The following is a 21239-nucleotide window of genomic DNA, read 5'->3' on the forward strand; positions in this document are numbered from 1 at the left end:
CTTTCCGCCGCACCCGGGCGGGTGCCGCGCATCGGCACTGGAAACGAGCGGCCGAATCCGCTATCAACTGGTGTGATGAGTTTACCAGATGCCAGCGAGGGCGCATGACGACGCGAATCGAAGCCGACTACGTGCTTGAGACCCCCGGGTCCCCCGAGGCCGCCGCCGAGGCCATCGCGGGCGAGCAGTCCTCGGGCACCTTCGTCACGCTGCCGGGCGAGACGCCGGAGCTCCGCGAACGCTCGGCCGCGCGGGTCGAGGCGCTGGAGGTCACCGGCACCGTGCCGCAACGCTCGCTGCCCGGGCGCAGCATGAACGGGGGCGACTGCACCCGCGCCCGGCTGACGCTGTCCTGGCCCATGGGCAACACCGGGCCGGACCTGCCGAACCTCATGGCCACGGTCGCGGGCAACCTCTTCGAGCTGGGGCAGGTCTCGGGGCTGAAGCTCTGCGACATCCGCCTGCCGGAGGGCTTCGCCGCCGCATATCCCGGGCCGAAGTTCGGCATCCCGGGGACACGCGAGCTGGCGGGCGTCGCCGACGGGCCGCTGATCGGCACCATCGTCAAGCCGAGCATCGGGCTCGACGCCGGGCAGACCGCTGCCGTGGTGCAGGAGCTGGCCGAGGCGGGCATCGACTTCGTCAAGGACGACGAACTGCAGGCGGACGGGCCGAACTGCCCCTTCGAGGATCGCGTCCGCGCGGTGATGCGCGTCATCAACGAGCACGCGGACAAGACCGGCAAGAAGGTGATGTTCGCTTTCAACCTCACCGGTGAGATCGACGAGATGCGCCGTCGCCACGACCTCGTGCGCGAGCTGGGCGGCACCTGCGTCATGGTCTCGCTCAACTCGGTGGGGCTCTCGGGCTTTCTCGGGCTGTCGCGACATTCCGAGCTGCCGATCCACGCGCACCGCAACGGTTGGGGCTACCTGTCGCGCGGACCGATGCTGGGCTGGGACTATCCCGCCTGGTCCAAGTTCTGGCGCCTCGCGGGGGCGGACCACATGCACGTCAACGGGTTGGGCAACAAGTTCTCCGAGCCCGACGAGAGCGTCATGCGCTCGGCCCGGTCGCTCTTCGATCCGATGTTCGAGGACAAGCCCTGCGTGCCCATGCCGGTCTTCTCCTCGGGGCAGTCGGCGGTGCAGCCGCCCGAGACCTTCCGCCAGCTGGGCCGCGCCGACTGCATCTACGCGGCGGGCGGGGGCATCATGGCGCATCCCGACGGGCCGGGCGCCGGTGTGCGTTCGCTGCGCGAGGCCTGGGACGCGGCCATCGCCGGCGTGCCGGCCGAGACCTATGCAAAGGATCACCCCGCGCTGGCGGCGGCGCTGAAGGCCTACGCGAAATGAGCCTGCCCCAGGGACCGCTGGTCGCCTGGTACGGCGACGACTTCACCGGTTCGGCCGCGACGATGGAGGCGCTGGCCTTTGCCGGCGTGCCGGCGGTGCTGTTCCTCGACGTGCCGACCGAGGCGCAGCTGGCGCATTTTCCCGAGGCGCGCGGCATCGGCATCGCCTCGACCGCGCGGACCCATTCGCCGGAATGGATGCGCCAGCACCTGCCCGACGCCTTCGACTGGCTGCGTGCCACCGGCGCGCCGGTGGTGCACTACAAGGTCTGCTCGACGCTGGATTCCTCGCCCGAGGTGGGCTCGATCGGGACGGCCATCGACATCGGGCAGGAGATCATGGGCGGCCGCTGGGTGCCCTGCCTCGTCGCGGCGCCGGTGATGCGCCGTTACCAGGCCTTCGGCAACCTCTTCGCCTCGGCGCCCGATGGGGTGTTCCGGCTGGACCGGCACCCGGTCATGTCGCGCCACCCGGTCACGCCGATGGACGAGGCCGACGTGGCCCGTCACCTCGCGCAGCAGACCGACCGGCGGCTCGCCTGTCTCGACGTCGAGGCGCTGGAGGGTGACGCGGAGGCGGCGCTGGCGGCGCTGATCGAGGGCGGCGCCGAGGTCGTGACGCTGGATGCCATGACCGAAGGGCAGATGGCGGTGAACGGGCGGCTGATCTGGCAGGGGCCGGGGCAGGTCTTGGCCGTGGGCTCGCAGGGCGTGGAATACGCACTGATCGCCCATTGGCGCGAGGCCGGGCTGATCGACGAAGAGCCGACGACCGAGGGCGTCTGGCCCGCGAAGCGCATGGTCGCGGTCTCGGGCTCGGTCTCGCCCACGACGGCGGCGCAGATCGACTGGGCCGAGGCCAACGGTTTCGAGATCATCCCGCTGGACGCGGCGGCTGTGGCCTGCGGTGACGTGGGCGCCGAAGAGGCCGCGCGCGCGGCCGCCTTGGCGGCGCTGGGGCAGGGGCGCGATCCGCTGATCTGCTCGGCGCGCGGGCCAGAGGACCCGGCCGTCGCGCGCCTGCGCGAGACCATCGCGGCGCAGGGCATCGCGCCCGAGGTCGCCAACGAGCGCATCGGCGCGGCGCTGGGCCGTCTGCTGGCAGGCATCCTGCGCGAGACGGGGCTGCGCCGCGCGGTGATCTCGGGCGGTGACACCTCGGGGCATGCCTCGCGGCAGATGGGGCTCTACGCCTTCACGGCGCTGGCGCCGACGATCCCGGGCGCGGCGCTGCTGGTGGCCCATTCGGAGGACCCTGATTTCGACGGGCTGCAGCTGGCGCTCAAGGGCGGGCAGATGGGCAGCCCCGATTATTTCGGCTGGATCAAGCGCGGCGGCGGCGCCGCGTGACACGCATGACAAAGGAGAACGACATGACCAAGATCGCACTGCTCGGCGCGGGCGGAAAGATGGGCGTGCGCCTGTCCAAGAACCTTGCCGGCTCGCGTTTCGACGTGGACCACGTCGAGGTGTCCGAGGAGGGCCGCAAGCGGCTCGAGGCCGAGGTGGGCGTTTCGGCCGTCGAGGCCGACACCGCGCTGGCCGAGGCCGACATCGTGCTGATGGCGGTGCCCGACCGGCTGATCGGCAAGATCGCCCAGGGCTTCATCGACAAGGTGAAGCCGGGCTGCGCGATCATCGTGCTGGACGCGGCGGCGCCCTATGCCGGCGAGATGCCCGAGCGGGACGACGTCACCTACTTCTGCTCGCACCCCTGCCATCCGCACATCCTCGAGGTGCAGGAGACGAAAGAGGCGCAGGCCGACTACTTCGGCGGCATCGCGGCGCCGCAGGGGATCGTGAACGCGCTGATCCAGGGCCCCGAGGAGCACTACGCGCTCTGCGAGGAAGTCGCCAAGCTGATCTACCAGCCCGTCGTGCGTTCGCACCGCTGCTCGCTCGAGAATATCGCGGTGCTCGAGCCCGCGCTGTCCGAGACCGTGGCCGCGACCATGTGCATGGCGCTGCGCGACGCGACCGACCGGGCGGTCTCGATGGGCGTGCCGGAAGCGGCGGCGCATGACTTCGTGCTGGGGCACCTCAAGATCGAGCTGGCCATCGCCTTCGGCATCTTCCCCGAGGGCAAGTTCTCGGACGGTGCGCTGCTGGCCATCGAGAATGCCAAGCAGGTGATCTTCAAGGAGGACTGGCTGGATCAGATCTTCAGCCTCGAGGCGGTGAAGAAATCGGTCGAGGACATCTGCAACCAGCAGACCTGAGCGATCCGTCCGCTATGAAGAAAGGCCGCGCTCCGGGGGGCGCGGCCTTTTGCGTGGCGGGCCGCGCTGCGCGGACCCTCTCCGACGTCATGATGTAAAGCATGCTTGACATGCAGTCGCTCGACCGCGAAAGGTAAAGCAAGCTTTACTTTTGTGTGGAGGCCACGATGCGCGGATTTCTCTTTCTCATGGCCGGATTGGCTGCCTATGCGGCGACGTTGATCCTGTCCCAGCGGATCCTCGCGGGGGGGGCGAGACCCAGTCTGCCCGGATCCTGATCGCTCTCAGCCCGATGCTGCCCGCCGCGTTCATTTGCGCGGTGGTCGTCCGCACCATCCGCCACCTGGACGAAATGCAGCGCAAGCTTCAGTTCGAGGCGCTTGCCCTGTCGTTTGCAGGCACGGCCTTGATTACCTTCGGGTATGGCTTTCTCGAAGGTGCCGGGTTTCCCAGGATCTCGATGTTCGCCGTGTGGCCCCTGATGGCAGCCTTCTGGTTCGTCGGGGTCATGATCGGCCGCCTGCGTTTCAAATGAACAACCGCATTCCTGAGCTGCGCCGACAGCAGGGATGGTCCCAGGCGCATCTGGCAGCCTGCCTGAAGGTCTCGCGACAGACCGTGAACGCCATCGAACGCGGACGCTATGACCCCAGTCTGCCGCTTGCCTTCAGCATCGCGCGGCTCTTCGGGGTCGCAATCGAAGACGTCTTTCAGCCGGACCCGGAGTGAGGGCGGCCCTCTGCTCCGGGTGTCGGCGGTGGCGGGAGACAGGCATCGCAAAAGGAAAGGCCGCGCCCGGGATGGGCGCGGCCTTTGTCACATCCAGGTTGGCGCGGGTGCCTACATCGCCGCGTGGTAGAGCTGCGTGAGGTTCTCCTCGGTCAGCTTGACCGGGTTGCCGCCGCAGGAGGGGTCGGTGATCGCGCCCTTGACCAGCGTGGGGATGCTCTCCTCGGTCACGCCGAGCGCGCCGAGGCCCTTCGGCACGCCGAGCCGTGCGTTCAGTTCGTCGACATAGGCGCGGAAACCGGCGAAACCGCCCTCGATACCGAGGTAGCCCGTCGCCCTGTCGAAACGGGCGGCGATCTCGGGGGCGTTGAACTCCAGCACCGCGGGCATGCAGACCGCGTTGGTCGTGCCGTGGTGGGTGTGGAAATGCGCGCCGACCGGGTGGCTCAGCGCGTGGATCGCGCCCAGCCCCTTCTGGAAGGCGGTGGCGCCCATGGCGGCGGCGCTCATCATGTGGGGCGCGGGCCTCGATGTCGTCGGGCTGCTCGAAGGCGCGGGGCAGGTTCTCGACCACCAGCCGCATGCCTTCCAGCGCGATGCCCTGGCTCATGGGGTGGTAGTGGGGCGAGGAGAAGGCCTCGACGCAATGCGCGAAGGCGTCGAGCCCGGTGCCCGCCGTGATCGCCTTGGGCATGCCGACGGTCAGCTCCGGGTCGCAGATGACCGTGGCGGGCAGCATCTTCGGGTGGAAGATGATCTTCTTCTCGTGCGTTTCGGAGTTGGTCAGCACGCCCGCGCGGCCCACCTCGGAGCCGGTGCCGGCAGTGGTGGGCACCGCCACGATGGGCGCGATGGCCGAGGCGTCGGCGCGGGTCCACCAGTCGCCGATGTCCTCGAAGTCCCAGACCGGGCGCGTCTGGCCGGCCATGAAGGCCACGCATTTCCCGAGGTCGAGCCCCGAGCCGCCGCCGAAGGCCACGACGCCGTCGTGCCGGCCCTGTTTGAAGGCCACGACGCCCGCGCCGAGGTTGCGCTCGTTGGGGTTCGGGTCGACCTCGGCAAAGAGGTCCGCCTCGAGCCCGGCGGCCTTCAGGATGTCCAGCGCCTGCTTCGTGATCGGCAGGTCGGCAAGTCCCTTGTCGGTGACCAGCAGCGGCTTCGACATGCCGGCGGCCTTGCAGGCCTCGGCCAGTTCGCTGATGCGCCCTGCGCCGAAGCGCACGGCGGTGGGATAGGACCAGTTGGCGATGAGGCTCATGCACCAGTCGCCGATGTCCTCGAAGTCCCAGACCGGGCGCGTCTGGCCGGCCATGAAGGCCACGCATTTCCCGAGGTCGAGCCCCGAGCCGCCGCCGAAGGCCACGACGCCGTCGTGCCGGCCCTGTTTGAAGGCCACGACGCCCGCGCCGAGGTTGCGCTCGTTGGGGTTCGGGTCGACCTCGGCAAAGAGGTCCGCCTCGAGCCCGGCGGCCTTCAGGATGTCCAGCGCCTGCTTCGTGATCGGCAGGTCGGCAAGTCCCTTGTCGGTGACCAGCAGCGGCTTCGACATGCCGGCGGCCTTGCAGGCCTCGGCCAGTTCGCTGATGCGCCCTGCGCCGAAGCGCACGGCGGTGGGATAGGACCAGTTGGCGATGAGGCTCATGCTGTCCCCTTCTTGAGATGGTAGGATTTCGGTCGCGTGAGGTTGTGGTAGCCGATGACCGAGAGCGCGCCGCCGCGGCCGGTGCTCTTGCAGCCGGTCCAGCAGAGCGCCGGGTCGAGGTAGTCGGCCCGGTTCATGAAGATGGTGCCGGTCTCGATGGCGTCGCCGATGCGGGCGGCCTTGCCCGCGTCCTTCGTCCAGAGCGAGGCAGTCAGGCCGAAGGGGCTGTCATTCATCAGCCGGATGGCCTCGGCGTCGTCCTTGACCGGCATGATGCCGACCACGGGGCCGAAGCTCTCGTCTCGCATCACGCGCATGTCGTGCGTGACGTTCGTGAGGATCTGCGGCGTGAGATAGGCGCCGCCGTCGTCCTCTGGGAAGGTATCGATATGCGCCGTGGCGCCGGCCGCGACGGCCTCGGAGACCTGTGCGCGTACCTCGGCGGCGAAGCGGGTGTTCGCCATGGGGCCGATGGTGGTCCCGCTGTCCAGCGGATCGCCCAGCTTGTAGCCCTTCACGATCTCGACGGCCTTGGCGACGAAGGCCTCGTAGAGGCTTTCGTGCACGTAGATCCGTTCGATCCCGCAGCAGCACTGGCCCGAGTTGAACATCGCCGCGTCGACGAGCCCGGCCACGGCGGCCTCGAGGTCGGCGTCCTCCATGACGTAGCCCGGGTCCTTGCCGCCCAGCTCCAGCCCCAGGCCGGTGAAGGTGCCCGCCGCGGCCTTCTCCATCGCGCGGCCGCCGCCGACCGAGCCGGTGAAGTTCACGAAGTCGAACAGCCCCTCGGAGATGAGCTGCGAGGTGGTGTCATGCGTCAGGAACACGTTGCGGAAGACCGCCTCGGGCACGCCGACCGCGTGGAAGGCCTGCGCCAGGCGCTCGCCCACCAGCAGGGTCTGCGTGGCGTGCTTGAGCATCACGGCATTGCCCGCGATGAGCGCCGGAGCGACGGTGTTGATCGCCGTCATGTAGGGGTAGTTCCAGGGCGCCACGACGAAGACAACGCCGTGCGGCACCCGCTTGATGTAGCGGCGGAAATCGGCGTCGTCGGCGATCTGGATGTCGGCGAGGCCCTCTTCGGCGATCTGTGCCATGTAGCTCGCGCGTTCCTCGAAACCGCCGAACTCGCCGCCGTAGCGCACCGGGCGGCCCATCATCTTCGCCAGCTCGGGCACGATCTCGTCGTTCATCTCGCCGATCCTGGCGACCCCCGCCATCACGAGGTCGATGCGCTCCTGCAGCGGGCGGGCGGCCCAGGCGGCCTGCGCGGCCCGCGCTTCATCGATCTGGGCGCGCGCCGCTTCGGGCGTCAGCGTCTCGCGGGAGGCATAGACCGATCCGTCGATCGGCGAGATGCAGTTCAGTGTGGTCATGTCGTCCTCTGGATCAGGCTTTCTCGAACCCGCGCTGGAGTTCGTAGTCGGTCACCGCGCGGTCGAAGTCCTCCTGTTCGACCTCGGCGGCGCGGGTGTAGTGGTCGACCACCGCATCGCCAAGGGTCTCGCGCAGCATGGCGGAGTTGCGGAAGGTCGCGGTGGCATCGCGCAGGGTGGCGGGCACCTCGGGAACGTCCTGCATGCCGTAGACATCGCCGGTGACGGGGGCGGGCAGTTCGAGCTTTTCCTCGACCCCGGCGAGGCCCGCAGCGAGCTGTGCGGCGCAGGCGAGGTAAGGGTTCATGTCCGAACCGGGGATGCGGCACTCGATGCGCACGCCCTTGGTGTTCTCGCCCACGAGCCGGAAGCCGGCGGTGCGGTTGTCGATGCTCCAGGCGGTTTTCGTGGGGGCGAAGGTGCCCGGCACGAAGCGCTTGTAGCTGTTGATGTAGGGCGCCATGAGCAGCGTGATCTCGGGCGCGTACTTGATGAGGCCGGCGACGTAGCTCTCCATCATCTCCGACATGCCGTGCGGGCGGTCGGCGTCGTGGAAGGCGTTGTCCGAGCCCTTCATCAGCGACTGGTGGATGTGCGCGGCGCTGCCGACGCGGTCGGGGTGCCACTTGGGCAGGAAGGTCGCGGCGTGGCCGTGCTGTTCGGCGATCTCCTTGACCGCGTGCTTGGCGATGGTGTGCTGGTCGGCGGCCATCATGGCGTCGCCGAACCGGATGTTGAGCTCTTCCTGCCCGGTCTCGGCCTCGCCCTTGGTGTTCTCGACCGGGATGCCCATGGCGTAGAGCGCATTGCGGACGGGCCGCAGGATGAACTCCTCGCGGGTGGTCATCTGGATCGAGTAGTCCTGATTGTAGCGCACCAGCGTGGTCAGGTCGCGGTAGCCGGTGTCGCGGATCTGGTCGTAGCTCTTCTGGAAGAGGAAGAATTCCAGCTCGGTCGCCATCATCGGCGTGAGGCCCATGGCCTCGGCCCGGGCGACCTGCGCCTTGAGGATCTGGCGCGGCGACTGCGGCACCGGCTTGTGCGTGTGGTGGTCGAGCAGGTCGCACAGGATCATCGCGGTGCCCTCGAGCCAGGGCACCGGGCGCAGCGTCGAAAGATCGGGCTGCATCACGTAGTCGCCGTAGCCCGCCGCCCAGCTGGTGGTGGCGTAGCCGTCGGGGGTCGCCATCTCGAGGTCGGTGGCGATGAGGTAGTTGCAGCAGTGCGTTTCCTCGATCGAATGTTCGAGGAAGTTCGAGACGTGGAACCGCTTGCCCATCAGGCGGCCCTGCATGTCGATCGTGCAGACCAGTACGGTGTCGATCTCGCCGCTGGCGGCCTTGGCTTTGAGGTCATCGAGGGTCAGGGCGGCCATGCGCGGGGCTCCTTTGTCGTGGGTCTTTCACGGGGCCGGCCCCCGCGAGAACACGGGGGCCGGCGGATCGGGTCAGGCGATCAGAAGGTGTACGGAGGACCTGCCTGGTTGATGACGCCGTTGTACTCCTCGAAGATCGAGACGACCTTGGCGTGCACCTCGCTCTCCTCCGCGATCTCCTTCCAGAACTCCTTGGCGGCGTTCTCGACCTCGGCCCATTCCTCGGCCGGGACAGAGCGCAGCTGGAGCTTGTCGCCGGTGGCGCGCAGCCTGGCCTCGCCGCCCCAGTACCACTGGTTGCGGTAGGTGTCGCAGGCCTTGATCGCGGACATGACCAGCTCCTTGAGGTGCTCGGGCAGGTCGGCCCAGCGCTGCTGGTTCACGAAGATCGAGCCGATCCAGGCGCCCGAGATGTTGTTGGTCAGGAAGTAGTCGGTGACGTCCGCCCAGCCGACGGTGTAGTCCTCGGTGATGCCCGACCAGGCCATGCCGTCAAGCTCGCCGGTCTGCACCGCAACCTCGGCATCCTCGTAGGGGATGTTCACCGGCACCACGCCGAACTGCGACAGGAAGCGGCCGGCGGTCGGGAAGGTGTAGAGCTTCAGCCCGTCGAGGTCCGAAAGGCTGGTGATCTCCTTCTTGGTGTTGAAGTTGCACGGGTCCTGGCCCGCGGCCGAGAGCCAGGTCACGCCCACCTTCTCGTATTCCTGCCGCCAGATATCGGCGAGGCCGTACTGCTCGAAGAGCACCGGCACGTCGAGGATGTGCTTGGTGGCGAAGGGGAAGTAACCGCCGAAGACGCGCATCGGCGTGGGCGATGCCATCGAGTCGTCGTCCGAGTGGACGGCGTCGATGGTGCCGCGCTGAAGCGCCTGGAAAAGCTCGCCCGTGGGGACGATCTGGTCCGCGTAGTAGAGTTCGATCTCCATCTCGCCGTTTGCGGCGGTATTGATGTAGTCGATGATCGGCTTGGTCACCTGCTCGCCGAGCGCGGCGCCGGCGTAGGTCTGGAAACGCCACTTGATGGGCTCCTGCGCGCGGGCAATCGAGGGCGCCGCGAGCGCAGCGGCGGGCGCAATGGCCGCGCCGCGAAGGATCTTGCGTCTGGAAAGGGTCATCTTCTCTCAACTCCTGTTGCTTGGTTCGAAATTCGCCCCGTTGGCCGGGGTCATGGTTGGTATGTCGGTATCAGTTTCCGTAGACGAGCCCGGGGAGCCAGAGCGCGATCTCGGGGAATATCATTATGATCGCCAGAACGACGGCCATGACCAGCACGAAAGGCACGATTGAGCTGTAGATGTCGCGCATCCCGATCTCTGGCGGGGCCATGGCGCGCATCAGGAAGAGGTTATAGCCGAAGGGCGGCGTCATGTAGGCGATCTGGCAGGTGATCGTGTAGAGCACGCCGTACCAGACTAGGTCGAAGCCCAGCTCTCCCACCAGCGGCACGTAGAGCGGCGCGACGATGACCAGCATGGCCGTGTCGTCGAGGAAGGTGCCCATCAGGATGAACGACAGCTGCATCAGGATCAGGATCGCCCAGGGCCCGAGCCCCAGCCGCTCGGTGAAGAGCGTCTCGATGGCGCTGACCGCGCCCAAACCGTCGAAGACGGCGCCGAATGCCAGCGCCGCGAGGATGATCCACATGAACATGCAGGAGACGCCCAGCGTGTTGCGGACCGAGTTCTCGAAGACCTCGCGCGTCATGCGGCCCTTGAGCACCGCGGCGAGGAAGGCCGCCATCGCGCCGATGGCCGAGCTTTCCACCAGCGAGGTCCAGCCCTTCACGAAGGGCACCATCATCACGAAGAAGATGCCCAGCGGCAGCAGGCCGGCGGTCAGCAGGCGCAGCTTTTCGGGCATGGGCAGGTCGCGCTCGGCCTTGGGTGCGATGGGCCCGAGGTCGGGATTCAGCCGGCAGCGGATGGTGATGTAGACGATGAAGGCGGCGGCCATGACGAGGCCGGGGATCACCCCGGCGAGCCAGAGCTGGCCCACCGGCTGCCGCGCGATCATGGCATAGAGCACCAGCACCACCGATGGCGGCACGAGGATGCCCAGCGACGATCCGGCCTGTATGACCCCGGTCACCATACGCTTGTCGTAGCCGCGTTTGAGCAGCTCGGGCAGGGCGATGGTGGCGCCGATGGCCATTCCCGCGACCGAGAGGCCGTTCATGGCCGAGATCAGCACCATGAGCCCGATGGTCCCCACCGCGAGGCCCCCGGCCAGCCCGCCGGTCCAGACGTGGAACATTCGGTAAAGGTCGTCGGCGATCTTCGATTCCGACAGCACGTAGCCCATGAAAATGAACATCGGCAGCGTCAGCAACGGATACCACTTCATCAGCTTCATGGACGCCGCGAAGCCGAGGTCGAAGCCGCCCCGGTCGCCCCAGAGCGCCAGCGCCGCGATCACGGCGACGAAACCGATGGCCCCGAAGACACGCTGGCCCGTCAGCAGAAGGCCCAGCATGCCCGCGAACATCACGAGCGCGATCATGTCCTGCGACATCAGATCTCCTCTCCGCGGATCCGCGCGATGTCGCGGAAGAATTCGGCCGTGCATTGGAGCAGCATCAGCAGGACGCCGAAGCACAGGATGACCTTGACCGGCCAGATGTAGGGACGCCACGCGCTGGGGCTGGTCTCGAGGTAGCCCATCAGCTCGCCCGCCGCGTCCGGCCCGCCGGTGACGAAGGCCCAGGCGAGATTGCCGAAGAACGAGAACGGCTCGGTCCCGAAGTAGCCCAGCGAGTAGGCGGTGGAACTCACCGCGCCGTAGAACAGCACGCCGAGGTAGAAGAGCAGGAAGAAGATGGTGACCGCGTCGACCATCGCCTTCCGGCGCGGCGACCATTCGCCGTAGAAGAGGTCCATCCGCACGTTCGACCCCAGCTGGATCGAGTAGGGCCCGCCAAGCACGTAGTAGGCGACCATGACGAACTGCGCGGTCTCGAGCGTCCAGAGCTTGGGCGAGAAGAAGGTCTTGGCGACCGAGGACCAAAGCAGCACGCCGATCAGGGCAAAGATCAGGTACATCGCGATGCGGCCGATGAAGCGGTTCATCGCGTCGATGCGGCGGACGTAGGCGACGATGGCGCTAGGCATGGGGCACCTCCGGAAGGCCGAGCGCGTCGAGGGCGGGCACCAGCATCACCAGCAGTGCTTCAGCGACGCGCTCGCGGTCCTCAGGCGTGGTCAGCAGGTCGTTGCGGACCTCGATCATCGCGTTGGGCAGCCCGTTGCGGATACCGTGGCGCTTGAGCGTATGTGTCACGCCGTCCTCGGGGCCGTAGGGCGCGTTGCGCTCGACCTGAAAGTGGGTGTCCCCGGCGCGCGCGAGCATGGCGTCGGCCAGGCGCGTGTCGCTGTCGTGCAGGAGGCCGATCTCGACGGCACGTGGCTCGCCGAACCACCTCGGCGTGAAGCTGTGCACGGTGACGAGCGCGAAGGGCGGGCGCTGCTGCTGGCGTGCCGCGATATGGCTGGCCAATGCCGAGGCGAAGGGATCGTGGATCGTCTCGACCCGTTCGGCGCGTGCCTCGGGCGCGAGGTCGCGGTTGCCGGGGATGGCGATCTGTTCGGTCTGCGCGGGAATCGCGCTCTCGGCCTCGGGCGGGCGGTTGCAGTCGTAGACCAGCCGCGAGACCCGGCCGGCGATCAGCGGGGCGTCGAGTTCGCCCGACAGGATCACCGCCAGCGCCCGTGCGCCCGGGTCCCAGGCGGCGTGGCTCTCGCGTGCCTCGGCGCCGAGGCCGAGGCCGTCGTAGCGCGCAGGGATGTGGTTGGAGGCGTGTTCGCAGACGAGCATGACCGGCCCGCGGCCCTGCGCGTTGACGACCTCGTAAGCTTCCTTCGTGCGATCCTGCACAGTGCGTCCCCCATCGTTGGAAAAACCTTTCCACGGCTCCGAGAATGCGTCAATATTTTTCCAGAAATCGGCTCACGCCGCGAAGGGCGCGAACCCGCCACGGGAAAAGTGCACAGAAAGTAAGCAGTTGGAGGCCAGCCAGAGGTGACTTCGCCAGCCCAGCCGACCGTACGGCAACTGATCCGCAACCATCACGCCGAGCTGACGCTCTCCGAGCGCAAGTTCGCGAATGCCCTCCTCGAGGACTATCCCGGCGCGGGGCTTGCCTCGATCACCGCGGCGGCGGCCAATGCCGGGGTCTCGACGCCCACGGTGGCGCGCATGGTGCAGAAGCTGGGGTTCAAGGGCTATCCGCAGTTCCACCAGGCGCTGCTGGCCGAGCTTCAAGCCAAAGTCTCGGGGCCCGAGGCGCGGCGCGCGGCCTGGGCCAGCGAGGCGCCCGATTCGCACCTGCTGAACCGTTTCGCCGACGCGGTGACGCAGAACCTGCGGCAGACCTTCTCCAACGTGGATACGGCGCAGTTCGACGCCGCGGCGAAACGGCTCGCGGCGACCGAGGGGCGGCTCTACGTCGTGGGCGGGCGGATCACGCGGTCGCTGGCGGAATATGCCTTCACCCATTTCCAGGCGATCCGGGCGCGGGTCACGCACCTGACCTCGTCGCCGGCCACCTGGCCGCACTACGTGCTCGACATGGCCGAGGGCGACACGCTGCTGATCTTCGACATCCGCCGCTACGAGGAGAACCTCGAGCGGCTGGCGCGGATCGCCTCCGAGCGGGGCGTGACGGTGATCCTCGTGACCGACCAGTGGGCGAGCCCCGTGGCCGCCACGGCAGAGCATACGTTCAACTGCTGGGTCGAGATCCCCTCGGCCTGGGACAGCTCCATCGCGATCCTGTCGCTGGTCGAGGCGCTGATCGCCGCCGCGCAGGAAGAGCGTTGGCCCGACGCGCGTGACCGCTTCGAGCGGCTGGACGCGCTGTTCGAGCTCACGCGGCTGTTCCAGCGCAGCTAGCTGGAGGCAAGGTTCTCCGGCGCGTAGAGGCGTTTCGCCCGTTCGAGGTGGTCGTGCATCGCCTGCGCGGCGGCGTCGGCATCGCCGCGGCCGATGGCCTCGAGGATCGCTTCGTGCTCGGCCAGGGTCAGCGCCTCCTGCCCGGGGCTGCGCACGAAGTCGACGTGGAAGTCGCGCAGCCAGGAAAAGATGCCGTGACAGAGGCTCTCGAAGAGCGGGTTACGCGAGATCGCGGCGATTGTGCGGTGAAACTGCCCGTCGAGATCGAGGAACCGCTCGGGCGTCTCGCGCGCGTCCTCCTGCGCGTCGAGTACTGCGCGCAGGGCGGTCATGTCTTCCTTGGTCCGGCGCCGCGCGGCGATGCGCGCCAGTTCGCGCTCGAGCGCGAGGCGCGCCTCCTTGAGGTGATCCAGCGTCGCGGCGGAATGGGTCAGCAGGTGCTGCATCGACAGGCCCAGCTGGTCGACCAGCACGTCGAGCGATGGCTCGGCCACGCGGGGGCGTCCGCCGTGGCGGATCTCGACCAGCCCGGCCTGCGCGAGCCGCTGCATCGCCTCGCGCACCACGGGGCGGCCGACCTCGAAGCGCGCCATCAACTCGCGTTCCGAGGGCAGGGCGTCGCCCGGGGCGAGCCGTCCCTCGCGGATCAGCGCCAGCAGGCGCGCGTGCACCTCGTCCGACAGCTTGCGGGGGCGGATGGGGTCTGAGGGCGTCATGCCGGTGGCGCGTCCTGTCTGGGGCAAGGTCTGGCCGGGCGAACCGGCCAAGGCACCTTGCCCGTCATGGCCCCGGCTTCGCAAGGCCGGGGGCGCCTGCCATCGCGGCAAGGGCTTCCGAGCGGCGCGCACCGGCCGCGATAGGCGCCCCGGAAATCACGGCGCAGTTGATTGACCCAGCGTCATTGTCTACCTTTGATACCGCAAAGGTTGTGCCTTTGATTGATTGTTCGATTCGCATTTTATTCCAGGGGTCCGAGATGGGTGGCAACGCCGCGGCCGGAAAGACGTCTATTTTCGTGAGCTACGCGCATGCCGACATCGAGCCGCGCACCTTCCGCACGTCCAGCCTGCTGAGCGAGCTGCTCGAGGGCATCAAGTACGACCTGACGAAGAACGACCGCCGCGCGCCCTATCGCTTCCTGCGGGACAAGGAGGGCGTGCTGAACGCCGGCGACTGGATCGACGAGGCGCTGACCGAGGCGATCCGTGAGGCGGACATCGGGCTGGTGTTCCTGTCGACGCAGTACTGCCAGTCGGACAGCTGCGCCGCCGAGTTGCGGCAGATGCACGCCCGGGGCATGCCGGTGATCCTGGTCGAGCTCGACGACGCCTGGGAGCGCGGCGGCAAGCCCTGCGCGGGAGCGATGCGCACGGCCTACGAGGACCTGCTGAGCGTGCGTTTCTGGCAGTGCAGGGACGGGCGGGTCGAGACCTTCGGCTACCCGGTCCCGCGCGAGGCCACGGGCGACTCGCGCGAGGGCTACTACAAGCGCCTGCTCGACGTGGTGCACGCCCTGCGCGAGAAGCGCGAGGAGGTGCTGGCCGGCGCGGGCCATGCCGAGGACGCGGTGGTGATCCCCGAGGAGCCGGTGAACGTGGTCATGGCCGCGCCCACCGGCGACGTGAAGGAGATCGCCGACCGGCTCGAACGTTCTTACGAGGCGGCGGGGCTGAGCGTTCTGCGGCTCGACCGGCTCGAGGCCGACCTCTCGGCCGAGACCGTGCGCCGTGCGGTGCGGCAGGCGGATCTCTTCGTGCAGGTGCTGGGCATGGTGCAGGGCAAGCGGATGCCCGACCACGACAACACGCCCGCGGTGATCGCCCAGCACGAGATCGCCCGCGAGGAGAAGGCACGGATCGAGACCTGGGTGGCGCTGGACTTCGACGTCGAGGAGTGCAGCGAGCGCTATGCCACCTTCCTCGAGGAGGCGGTGCCGCACCGCACCAGCTTCGAGGGGTTCGAGGAATATTCCAAGCGCGTCGCCGCGGAGCAGGTGGCCAACCGCGAGGCGGAGGAGCGGCGCGAGCGGATCCAGGACGACAGCGACCTGGGAGGCGAGGGCGTCGTGCCCATCGTCTCGATCGACGCGGCCGAGGACGATTTCGACCTGCGCGACCGGGTGATCGACACGCTGGGCCGGCATGTCGTGGTCTTCCCGATCCACCCCGAGACCGAGATGAACAAGCTGGGCGAGCAGGTGAAGGGCAATGACGCCATCGTGCTGATCTACGGCCGGGGCGTCGAGGGCCAGAAGCGCGCCAACATGCGCGGCATGTATTTCCTGCGCAACCGCGCCCGCTTCACCCCGCCGACGCGCGACCATTTCGAGATCGCCTTCGGCGACGCCTCGCCGGCCGGCTCCACGCCCTGTCCGCGCGGCAAGCCGCTGCACGTGATCCGCGTGGATGAGGGGCTCGATCCCGTCGCGACGAGCGAGTTCCTGCACTCGCTGGGCGTGGACGCCCCGGCCGAGAGCCTCTGAACATGCCGATGGACGGTTTTTCCCGGAGCACCGCACCCTACCCGGGGCTGCGGTCGTTCCGGCGGGCCGAATACGACATCTTCTTCGGCCGCGACGATCACGTTCAGGACATGATCGAGAAGCTGACCGAGCACCAGTTCCTCTGCGTGACCGGCCCCTCGGGCTGCGGCAAGTCCTCGCTGGCGCGCACCGGGCTCTTCAACGCGCTCGAGGCGGGCTTCCTGCCCGGGCGGGGCTCGGACTGGATCTTCTGCGATCTCTACCCCGAGACCGACCCGCTGGGCCGGCTCTGCCGCTCGCTGGCCACGGCCATCCTGCTGGGCGAGAGCGGCCACGGCGCGCCCGAGCCCGACGCGGAACAGGCCGAGCGCATCGAGGCGCTGGCCAACATGTTCCACAACCACGTCGACACGCGGTCGAGCGACCTGACGGCGGCGGTCGAGTCGGTCTCCGAGGTGGCGGGCCGGCCGGTCATCATCCTCGTGGACCAGTTCGAGGAGATCTTCCGCTACGCCCAGGACGACCCGCGCGCCGTGTCGCGCTTCGTCGACGTCTTGCTCAAGACCGCGATGGTGCACAGCGACATCTACGTCGTGATCACCATCCGCACGGACGAGCTGGAGAAATGCGCGCGCTACGCCGGACTCACGGGGGCGATCAACCAAAGCCAGTTCCTGACCCCGACCCTCGACCGCTATCAGATGCAGGAGGCGATCGAGGGGCCGATGTCGCTGTTCGGCGGCCGGGTCGAGCCCGAGCTCTCGGTCTGGATGCTCAACGGGCTGGAGGAACAACTCGACAAGCTGCCGCTGATGCAGCACGCGCTGCTGCTGCTCTACAACCATGCCCGCAAGCGGGCGGGGGAGGGCGGCGAGGTGGTCCTGCGGCTGCCTGATTTCTACGAGGTCTTCGGCATAAAGGACGCCGCCGGGCGGCGGCGCAGCGAAAGCCACGATGCGCTGCGGATGTCGCTGTCGCACCAGCTCGACCGGCTCTACGGCGCGCTCGACGAGGGCGGGCAGCGGATCACGCGCGATCTCTTCTGTGCGCTCACCACGCTGGAGAGCCGGGGGCGTGACATCCGCCGCCCGATCCGTCTGGGCGAGGCCGCCAAGACGCTGGGCTGCAGTTTCGACAACCTCCTGCGCGTCCTGTCGCACTTCAAGGACGGGCCCGAGTCCTATCTCCGCGTTGCTGGCGAGGACGACGGCATAGATGCAAATGACACGGTGGACGTGACTCACGAGTGCATCCTGCGGCTCTGGCGTCCGCTGCAGCGCGACTGGCTGCCGGCGGAACATGCCTCGGCCGACAACCTTCGCTTTCTCGCCCGGCTGGCGCGCGAGCGCGACCAGAACCGGCACGGCGGCTGGTGGGACCGCCTTCTTGGGCGCGGACTGATCGCCGGGCGCACGCTGTCGCGCTACCTCGCATGGTGGCGCGAGCGGCACCCCAACCCCACGTGGGCGGGGCGGCATCTTGCGCGGATCGAGTGGACCTCGGACGGCCATCTCCTGGCATCGGGCGAGATATTCACGCGGGTCGAGGCCTTTGTCGCCGACTCCCGTCGTTTCGATACGATCAAGGTCTTTCTCGGCGCGGCGGCGGTCGTTGCTACGCTCGGGCTGATGGGCAACGTCGTCTACGGCCAGATCGAGACCGCGCGGGCGCGGGCCGAGGCCGCCGAAGCCGCGCAGCGCACGCTCGAGCTGCAGGAGACCATCCGCGAAGTCGAGCGCGCGCAGGCCGCGCGTGAGGCCGAGGTCACGCGGCTCGAGGCCGATATCGCGCTGCGCGAGGCCGAGCGGCGCTATACCGAGCGCGAGAAGGCCGCGCTCACGATCTCGGCGGTCAACATCACGCCGCTGGCGGAAGAGCCGGTCGTGCAGGCGGAGGGGGCCATCACCGGGTTGCAGCAGGCGCTGACATCCGGGTTGCCGGACGGTCTGGTGAACCTTGCCGTGGACAAGTTGCTCGATGCGCTGAGCTATATCCAGGAATGGCGCCGCTTCAGCCACGGACGTGGCGCGGACGCGCAGGTCTTCGCGGCCGACTTCCTCCCCGGCGGCGAGACCTTCGTCACGCTGGACCAGGCGATGCGGCTGCGGATCTGGGACGCCGGGGGCAACGGGGCGCCGCTGCGGCTCCTGCCGCTCGCGCCGCACCTGAGCCACATCGATGCGGCGCGCGGCCGGTCGCTGGCGGTGGCGCCCGACGGGACCATCGCGGCGGGCACGCAGCGCGGCGGCTTGCTGCTGGTCGAGGGGTTCGGACCGGAGACCGAGACCGAGCCGCGTGTGACCGAGCTGTATCCCGGCCCGCCGGAGTGGGATCGCGACACCATCATGGACCTGGCGTTCTCGAGGGACGGACGGCTTCTGATCGCGGCCGCGCTCACCGGGCACGTCCATCTGTGGCGCCGCGCGCCGGGCGGGGCATGGCGTCACGAGCTGAGCGTCACGGCGCGTAACCTGACGGCCCGCCAATCGGGCGTGGGGCTGGTGCGCGCCGACGGCCGCGAGCAGGACCGACGGGACTTCGCGGTCTGGTCGGTCGCGCTCACGCCGGATGCGCGGGTCGCGGCCATGGGTCTGGAAAGCGGCGCGGTCTGCCTGTTCCGCATCGACGGCCGTGGCGCGCGCTGCGACGACAGCGGCCACGACCAACCCGTGAAGGCGGTGCGCATCTCGCCAGACGGCGCCGAACTCGTCTCGGCCGGCAATGACGACCGCGTTCGCATCTGGCGTTTTGTCCCGCCGCCCGGCCTGCGTCCCGGCGGCGGGCCGCGCGATGATATGCTGACGCTGAGGGCCGAGTTGTCCGACTTCGTGCTCTGGCACGACTTCGATCTGTGGGACCTGGCCTTCGACGCCTCGGGCGACCTGCTGGCCACGGCGACCTGGGACGGCTCGGTGCATGTCTTCACCACCGCAGACTGGCGCCCCCGCAAGGTCCTGCGCGGGCACGAACTGCCGCTGCGCTCGGTGGCCTTCGGTCCAGACGGCGACACGTTGCTGACCGGCTCGCTCGACAAGACCGCGCGGATTTGGACACCCTTCGTGTCGCGCCGGCAGGATCGCTCCATGAGCGACGCGCTGCCCCGGCAGGTCGAGCCGCGCCGGATCGTGTCGGTGGCGCTGGGTGAGGGCGCGCGCTGGGCGGCGCTGACCAACCGCCACGCGATCTGGCTCAAGACCGAGGATGCGCCGCTCGAACGGCTCTACCCCCTTCACGGGGCCGAAACCGGCTTTGCCTTCCTGACCGAACTGGCCGCACCGGCGCGGGGCGATCTTTTCGTCGCGGCACGGACCGATCCCTCGGTGATGGTCTGGACCCGCGATCCGGGCGGCGACTGGCGGCCGCGGCAGCTGCGCCTGACCGGCGAGGGCGCGCGCTCGTCCCTGCGCTACCGGCACCTGGCCCTGTCGCGCGACGGGCAGCGTTTCGCGGTCGACGTGAGTGACGGCCGGGGCACGAGCGCCGTGCTGATCTGTGCCGTCGCGGCGACAAGCTGCGGGACCGATCCCGGCGATCACGTGGCGCTGGTGCCCTTCGTGCCGGTGATCGAGCACGGCCGCGACCCCTCGCACGACTGCAACCGTGCGCCCGACCGGTCCTTCATTTCGGCAATCGCGCTTTCGTCGGACGGAACGCGGCTGGCCACGGGCGGCAGCGACTGCAACGTGCGGCTCTTCACGCTGGATGAAGCGACCGGCGGGGCAGAGATGACGGATGTGATGACACGGCATGTCGGCAATATCTCCTCCGTCGACATCTCGCACGATGGCGACCGGATCCTCTCGGGCTCGCTCGACTGGACGGGCCGCCTCTGGACCCCCGGCGAGGAGGAGGTCCCGCAGCTGGCCGGTCACGGCTCCTTCGTGACCGAGGCGCGCTTCGTGCCCGGCGGACAGGTCGTGGCGACGGTGTCGAACGACGAGCAGCTGATCCTCTGGGACGCGGAGACGGGCGGCAAGGTGGTCGAGCTGCCGGGGTTCCTCGACAGCATCCTGTCGCTCGATGCGGCGCAGACCGGGACGGGCGCGGAACTGGTCCTTGGCAACGGCGGCGGACAGCTCGTCGCGCAGCCGGTCTTCGACACGCCCCAAGAGGTGCTGGATTTCGCCCGCAGCCGCCTCGACGCGGTTCGAGGCCCGCTGGAATGAGAGCGGCCCTGGGGGCCGCCGCACACATTGGAGTTGATTAACGCCGGGCTTTTGCTGCCTTAGGTTGCAGGGCCAAAGATTCGTTACCCAAACATTTTTTTCAGGTCTGCCGCCCGGAAGTCGGGACATGGAAGCACTTTTCGTCCCGCTCTCCGTCGATGGCCTGAGGCTGTCCGCTCCGCTGGCCACGACCGGCCCGATGGCGCGGGTCGACCGCCTGCCCTGGCGCGGCGGCGGCATGGTGCTGAACCCCGACATGCCCTGGTTTGCCGCCGCGCTCGAGGCGCCGCCCTTTGCCGAGCCGACCACGATGCTGCCGCCGGGCATCCACCTGCACTGGGCGCTGCCCGACGCGCTCACGTGCGGTGCCGGACCGCAGGGATTTCCCGTCGCTGCCGACCGCTGGCACGTCTCGCATCCCGGTGCCGCCTGGCTGGTCGAGAGCGACCACGCCGCCGAGGCGCCGGGCGGTGGCGGCCATGACCAGACGCTTTTCCCGCGCATGGCCGAGGACGGCCGGCCGCCTTGGCGCGCACAGGGTCGGCGCATGGCGGCCGGGGCCTGGCCGGGGGGGGCGACGAGGCCGGTGCCGCCCGCGTCCCGATCACCGCGATGGGCCACGGCGAGCCATTGTTCGCCGCTGTCGACCGCGCCGGACAGGCCACCGCGCTGCCGACGCTGGCGCGGCTGCTGGAGGAGATCTTTCGGCGTCATCCCAAGGACGCGGGTGTCCGGGCCAGCGATGGCCAGCCCTGGCACCCCATCGCGCTGGAGTGGGAATGCGCGTTGAACCCGATGACACGCGACGGGCCCGCGCAGGTCTCGGGCGGCTACGCGCCCGCCGACATCTACCTGCCGCCGCTCGACGGCACGCCGCCCGCGCTGTCGCTGCTGCTGGGCCGCCCGCTGGCGGTGGTGCGCGCGCGCCTGCGGCTCGAGCTGCATGGCCCGCCCGCCATCGACCGGTGCTGGCCGGTCTTCGCCCGTGACCTGCGCCGCCGGACGC

Annotated in this window: 17 protein-coding genes and 2 pseudogenes; 9 read left to right on the forward strand and 10 right to left on the reverse strand. The window is 68.8% G+C overall.

What is annotated here, in order from left to right:
- The first annotated feature begins 104 nt into the window (after positions 1–104).
- From SALMUC_RS17190 to SALMUC_RS17210, 5 genes are all read left to right on the forward strand, one after another.
- A complete protein-coding gene (locus SALMUC_RS17190) occupies positions 105–1355 on the forward strand; it encodes a ribulose-bisphosphate carboxylase large subunit family protein (protein WP_020040630.1) in 1251 nt (416 codons plus the stop codon).
- Positions 1352–2704, forward strand: coding sequence for a four-carbon acid sugar kinase family protein (locus tag SALMUC_RS17195; protein WP_020040631.1), 1353 nt, complete (start codon positions 1352–1354; stop codon positions 2702–2704). Before SALMUC_RS17190 ends, SALMUC_RS17195 begins: the two co-directional genes overlap by 4 nt.
- A gap of 23 nt (positions 2705–2727) precedes the next feature.
- Positions 2728–3573: a phosphogluconate dehydrogenase C-terminal domain-containing protein gene (locus SALMUC_RS17200; RefSeq protein ID WP_020040632.1), complete on the forward strand. Its 846-nt coding sequence runs from the start codon at positions 2728–2730 to the stop codon at positions 3571–3573.
- A gap of 292 nt (positions 3574–3865) precedes the next feature.
- Positions 3866–4108: a hypothetical protein gene (locus tag SALMUC_RS17205; protein ID WP_021120556.1), complete on the forward strand. Its 243-nt coding sequence runs from the start codon at positions 3866–3868 to the stop codon at positions 4106–4108.
- Positions 4105–4302 carry a helix-turn-helix transcriptional regulator gene (locus tag SALMUC_RS17210; RefSeq protein WP_020040634.1) on the forward strand — a complete coding sequence of 66 codons (198 nt, stop codon included), beginning with the start codon at positions 4105–4107 and terminating at the stop codon, positions 4300–4302. Before SALMUC_RS17205 ends, SALMUC_RS17210 begins: the two co-directional genes overlap by 4 nt.
- 111 nt (positions 4303–4413) lie before the next feature.
- On the opposite strand, the pseudogene SALMUC_RS17215 reads toward SALMUC_RS17210, so the two are convergent.
- The 8 genes and pseudogenes from SALMUC_RS17215 to SALMUC_RS17245 form a co-directional block, all read right to left on the reverse strand.
- Positions 4414–5560, reverse strand: a pseudogene (locus SALMUC_RS17215) (iron-containing alcohol dehydrogenase).
- A 30-nt stretch (positions 5561–5590) separates the two neighbouring features.
- A pseudogene (locus SALMUC_RS29065) lies at positions 5591–5944 on the reverse strand (iron-containing alcohol dehydrogenase); the annotation flags it as partial.
- Positions 5941–7320: an aldehyde dehydrogenase family protein gene (locus SALMUC_RS17220; RefSeq protein ID WP_020040637.1), complete on the reverse strand. Its 1380-nt coding sequence runs from the start codon at positions 7318–7320 to the stop codon at positions 5941–5943. The pseudogene SALMUC_RS29065 and the gene SALMUC_RS17220, both read right to left, overlap by 4 nt.
- A gap of 13 nt (positions 7321–7333) precedes the next feature.
- Positions 7334–8695 (reverse strand): glutamine synthetase family protein, encoded by a 1362-nt coding sequence (locus SALMUC_RS17225; protein ID WP_020040638.1) that lies wholly within the window; start codon positions 8693–8695, stop codon positions 7334–7336.
- Between the two features lie 80 nt (positions 8696–8775).
- Positions 8776–9813: a TRAP transporter substrate-binding protein gene (locus tag SALMUC_RS17230; protein WP_020040639.1), complete on the reverse strand. Its 1038-nt coding sequence runs from the start codon at positions 9811–9813 to the stop codon at positions 8776–8778.
- A 70-nt stretch (positions 9814–9883) separates the two neighbouring features.
- Positions 9884–11209, reverse strand: a complete 1326-nt coding sequence (locus SALMUC_RS17235) for a TRAP transporter large permease (protein ID WP_020040640.1) — start codon at positions 11207–11209, stop codon at positions 9884–9886.
- Complete coding sequence (locus tag SALMUC_RS17240; protein WP_020040641.1) at positions 11209–11805, reverse strand: TRAP transporter small permease subunit; 597 nt, start codon at positions 11803–11805, stop codon at positions 11209–11211. Before SALMUC_RS17240 ends, SALMUC_RS17235 begins: the two co-directional genes overlap by 1 nt.
- Positions 11798–12568, reverse strand: a complete 771-nt coding sequence (locus SALMUC_RS17245) for an N-formylglutamate amidohydrolase (RefSeq protein ID WP_020040642.1) — start codon at positions 12566–12568, stop codon at positions 11798–11800. The genes SALMUC_RS17240 and SALMUC_RS17245 overlap by 8 nt, the downstream gene beginning before the upstream one ends.
- 144 nt (positions 12569–12712) lie before the next feature.
- Here SALMUC_RS17245 and SALMUC_RS17250 point away from each other — a divergent pair, with 144 nt between their 5' ends.
- Positions 12713–13585, forward strand: coding sequence for a MurR/RpiR family transcriptional regulator (locus SALMUC_RS17250; protein ID WP_020040643.1), 873 nt, complete (start codon positions 12713–12715; stop codon positions 13583–13585).
- On the opposite strand, the gene nanR is transcribed toward SALMUC_RS17250, so the two are convergent.
- On the reverse strand, positions 13582–14301 hold the full coding sequence (gene nanR, locus SALMUC_RS17255; RefSeq protein ID WP_020040644.1) for a transcriptional regulator NanR: 720 nt from the start codon (positions 14299–14301) through the stop codon (positions 13582–13584). The genes SALMUC_RS17250 and nanR overlap by 4 nt on opposite strands.
- Before the next feature lie 260 nt (positions 14302–14561).
- Between nanR and SALMUC_RS17260 the strand changes: the two genes are divergently transcribed.
- Positions 14562–16067 (forward strand): TIR domain-containing protein, encoded by a 1506-nt coding sequence (locus SALMUC_RS17260; RefSeq protein ID WP_020040645.1) that lies wholly within the window; start codon positions 14562–14564, stop codon positions 16065–16067.
- Between the two features lie 8 nt (positions 16068–16075).
- Positions 16076–20233 (forward strand): NACHT and WD repeat domain-containing protein, encoded by a 4158-nt coding sequence (locus SALMUC_RS17265; protein WP_156883542.1) that lies wholly within the window; start codon positions 16076–16078, stop codon positions 20231–20233.
- 100 nt (positions 20234–20333) lie between these two features.
- On the opposite strand, the gene SALMUC_RS30525 is transcribed toward SALMUC_RS17265, so the two are convergent.
- Positions 20334–20714 carry a hypothetical protein gene (locus SALMUC_RS30525; protein ID WP_198014609.1) on the reverse strand — a complete coding sequence of 127 codons (381 nt, stop codon included), beginning with the start codon at positions 20712–20714 and terminating at the stop codon, positions 20334–20336.
- A 44-nt stretch (positions 20715–20758) separates the two neighbouring features.
- Here SALMUC_RS30525 and SALMUC_RS30530 point away from each other — a divergent pair.
- Positions 20759–21239: hypothetical protein (locus SALMUC_RS30530; RefSeq protein WP_037372100.1), on the forward strand; the 481-nt coding region annotated here is incomplete at its 3' end.

It is taken from the genome of Salipiger mucosus DSM 16094 (assembly GCF_000442255.1).
In the GTDB taxonomy this organism is placed as follows: domain Bacteria; phylum Pseudomonadota; class Alphaproteobacteria; order Rhodobacterales; family Rhodobacteraceae; genus Salipiger; species Salipiger mucosus.

What these genes read in the sequence shown, in the direction of transcription:
- nanR (WP_020040644.1), bottom strand. Translation starts at nt 14,301, where the DNA reads ATGACGCCCTCAGACCCCATCCGCCCCCGCAAGCTGTCGGACGAGGTG.
- SALMUC_RS17240 (WP_020040641.1), bottom strand. Translation starts at nt 11,805, where the DNA reads ATGCCTAGCGCCATCGTCGCCTACGTCCGCCGCATCGACGCGATGAAC.
- SALMUC_RS17265 (WP_156883542.1), top strand. Translation starts at nt 16,076, where the DNA reads ATGGACGGTTTTTCCCGGAGCACCGCACCCTACCCGGGGCTGCGGTCG.
- SALMUC_RS17205 (WP_021120556.1), top strand. Translation starts at nt 3,866, where the DNA reads ATGCTGCCCGCCGCGTTCATTTGCGCGGTGGTCGTCCGCACCATCCGC.
- SALMUC_RS17210 (WP_020040634.1), top strand. Translation starts at nt 4,105, where the DNA reads ATGAACAACCGCATTCCTGAGCTGCGCCGACAGCAGGGATGGTCCCAG.
- SALMUC_RS17225 (WP_020040638.1), bottom strand. Translation starts at nt 8,695, where the DNA reads ATGGCCGCCCTGACCCTCGATGACCTCAAAGCCAAGGCCGCCAGCGGC.
- SALMUC_RS17195 (WP_020040631.1), top strand. Translation starts at nt 1,352, where the DNA reads ATGAGCCTGCCCCAGGGACCGCTGGTCGCCTGGTACGGCGACGACTTC.
- SALMUC_RS17230 (WP_020040639.1), bottom strand. Translation starts at nt 9,813, where the DNA reads ATGACCCTTTCCAGACGCAAGATCCTTCGCGGCGCGGCCATTGCGCCC.
- SALMUC_RS30525 (WP_198014609.1), bottom strand. Translation starts at nt 20,714, where the DNA reads ATGGCCGCCACCGCCCGGCGCCTCGGCGGCGTGGTCGCTCTCGACCAG.
- SALMUC_RS17220 (WP_020040637.1), bottom strand. Translation starts at nt 7,320, where the DNA reads ATGACCACACTGAACTGCATCTCGCCGATCGACGGATCGGTCTATGCC.
- SALMUC_RS17190 (WP_020040630.1), top strand. Translation starts at nt 105, where the DNA reads ATGACGACGCGAATCGAAGCCGACTACGTGCTTGAGACCCCCGGGTCC.
- SALMUC_RS17200 (WP_020040632.1), top strand. Translation starts at nt 2,728, where the DNA reads ATGACCAAGATCGCACTGCTCGGCGCGGGCGGAAAGATGGGCGTGCGC.
- SALMUC_RS17260 (WP_020040645.1), top strand. Translation starts at nt 14,562, where the DNA reads ATGGGTGGCAACGCCGCGGCCGGAAAGACGTCTATTTTCGTGAGCTAC.
- SALMUC_RS17235 (WP_020040640.1), bottom strand. Translation starts at nt 11,209, where the DNA reads ATGTCGCAGGACATGATCGCGCTCGTGATGTTCGCGGGCATGCTGGGC.